The sequence below is a fragment of the Okibacterium sp. HSC-33S16 genome, from assembly GCF_024171565.1.
Lineage (GTDB): Bacteria > Actinomycetota > Actinomycetes > Actinomycetales > Microbacteriaceae > Mycetocola_A.
In genome coordinates this window covers 1-2,814 of record NZ_JALJZZ010000008.1, presented here as the reverse complement: position 1 = coordinate 2,814, position 2,814 = coordinate 1, and the positions used below count along the sequence as shown (strand labels likewise).

The 2,814-nt window shown below is 53.9% G+C and carries 1 rRNA gene; it reads left to right on the top strand.

Annotation, left to right across the window (positions count from 1 at the left end):
* Positions 1-2,782: ribosomal RNA gene (locus tag L1277_RS15515) — 23S ribosomal RNA — on the top strand; the annotation flags it as partial.
* Positions 2,783-2,814 lie beyond the last annotated feature (32 nt).

The window sequence follows — 2,814 nt, the reverse complement described above, 5'->3', positions numbered from 1 at the left end:
TGGCTGCCGCCGGTGCGACGTTACAGAGCGTGATAGACGAACAGGATTGAAAGCCTGGTCATAGAGGGTGCGAACCCCGTAGTCGAAATTTCGTGATGGCGTGAAGAGGATCCCAAGTAGCACGGGGCCCGAGAAATCCCGTGTGAATCTGTCAGGACCACCTGATAAGCCTAAATACTCCCAGATGACCGATAGTGAACAAGTACCGTGAGGGAAAGGTGAAAAGTACCCCGGGAGGGGAGTGAAATAGTACCTGAAACCGTTTGCTTACAAACCGTTGGAGCAGCCTTGTTGCTGTGACAGCGTGCCTTTTGAAGAATGAGCCTGCGAGTTAGTGATATGTGGCGAGGTTAACCCGTGAGGGGTATCCGTAGCGAAAGCGAGTCTGAATAGGGCGATTCAGTCGCATGTCCTAGACCCGAAGCGAAGTGATCTATCCATGGCCAGGTTGAAGCGTGTGTAAGAGCACGTGGAGGACCGAACCCACTTAGGTTGAAAACTGAGGGGATGAGCTGTGGATAGGGGTGAAAGGCCAATCAAACTTCGTGATAGCTGGTTCTCTCCGAAATGCATTTAGGTGCAGCGTTGTGTGTTTCTTGCCGGAGGTAGAGCTACTGGATGGCTAATGGGCCCTAAAAGGTTACTGACGTCAGCCAAACTCCGAATGCCGGTAAGTGAGAGCACAGCAGTGAGACGGTGGGGGATAAGCTTCATCGTCGAGAGGGAAACAACCCAGACCACCATCTAAGGTCCCTAAGCGCGTGCTAAGTGGGAAAGGATGTGGAGTTGCATAGACAACCAGGAGGTTGGCTTAGAAGCAGCCACCCTTGAAAGAGTGCGTAATAGCTCACTGGTCAAGTGATTCCGCGCCGACAATTTAACGGGGCTCAAGCACGCCACCGAAGTTGTGGCATTGATATTTATAGGCAGGCCTTCGTGGTCCAGCCGTATTGATGGGTAGGAGAGCGTCGTGTGGCGAGCGAAGCGGCGGTGTAAACCAGCCGTGGATGCCACACGAGTGAGAATGCAGGCATGAGTAGCGAAAGACGGGTGAGAAACCCGTCCTCCGAAAGACCAAGGGTTCCAGGGCCAGGTTAATCCGCCCTGGGTAAGTCGGGACCTAAGGCGAGGCCGACAGGCGTAGTCGATGGACAACGGGTTGATATTCCCGTACTGACGAAGAACCGCCCAAGCTAATCCAGTGATGCTAAGAGTCTGAATCCCACTGATTGATCCCTTCGGGGTGAGACGGTGGGCCTAGCGCTCGACCCTATGCTGGTGCGGTTAGCGTATTAACAGGTGTGACGCAGGAAGGTAGTCGGTCCTGGGCGATGGTTGTCCCAGGCCAAGGTTGTAGGCCGAGAGATAGGCAAATCCGTCTCTCATCTAAGGCTGAGAGCTGAAGGGGAGCCCGCAAGGGCAAGATCCGATGATCCTATGCTGCCAAGAAAAGCATCGGCGCGAGGTTCAAGTCACCCGTACCCCAAACCGACTCAGGTGGTCAGGTAGAGAATACCAAGGAGATCGAGAGAATCGTGGTTAAGGAACTCGGCAAAATGCCCCCGTAACTTCGGGAGAAGGGGGGCCTGACACGTCAACGGATTTACTCCGGGAAGCGTGGTAGGGCCGCAGAGACCAGTGGGAAGCGACTGTTTACTAAAAACACAGGTCCGTGCCAAGTCGCAAGACGATGTATACGGACTGACGCCTGCCCGGTGCTGGAAGGTTAAGAGGAACGGTTAGTCGTAAGGCGAAGCTGAGAATTTAAGCCCCAGTAAACGGCGGTGGTAACTATAACCATCCTAAGGTAGCGAAATTCCTTGTCGGGTAAGTTCCGACCTGCACGAATGGCGTAACGACTTCCCAGCTGTCTCAACCGCGAACTCGGCGAAATTGCACTACGAGTAAAGATGCTCGTTACGCGCAGCAGGACGGAAAGACCCCGTGACCTTTACTACAGCTTGGTATTGGTGTTCGGTGTGGCTTGTGTAGGATAGGTGGGAGACTGTGAAGCTGGCACGCTAGTGTTGGTGGAGTCATTGTTGAAATACCACTCTGGTCATATTGGATATCTAACTTCGAACCGTAATCCGGTTCAGGGACAGTGCCTGGTGGGTAGTTTAACTGGGGCGGTTGCCTCCTAAAAAGTAACGGAGGCGCCCAAAGGTTCCCTCAATCTGGTTGGCAATCAGATGTCGAGTGTAAGTGCACAAGGGAGCTTGACTGTGAGACTGACAAGTCGAGCAGGGACGAAAGTCGGGACTAGTGATCCGGCAGTGGCTTGTGGAAGCGCTGTCGCTCAACGGATAAAAGGTACCTCGGGGATAACAGGCTGATCTTGCCCAAGAGTCCATATCGACGGCATGGTTTGGCACCTCGATGTCGGCTCGTCGCATCCTGGGGCTGGAGTAGGTCCCAAGGGTTGGGCTGTTCGCCCATTAAAGCGGTACGCGAGCTGGGTTTAGAACGTCGTGAGACAGTTCGGTCCCTATCCGCTGCGCGCGCAGGAAATTTGAGAGGATCTGACCCTAGTACGAGAGGACCGGGTTGGACGAACCTCTGGTGTGTCAGTTGTTCCGCCAGGAGCACCGCTGATTAGCTACGTTCGGGATGGATAACCGCTGAAAGCATCTAAGCGGGAAGCCGGCCTCGAGATGAGATTTCCATACCATTTATGGTGAGAGGCTCCCAGCTAGACTACTGGGTTGATAGGCCGGATGTGGAAGAGAGGACTAAAGACTCTCGGAGCTGACCGGTACTAATAAGCCGATAACTTACCAATCATCCCACCCCCTGGGTGGAGCATGAGTTTTG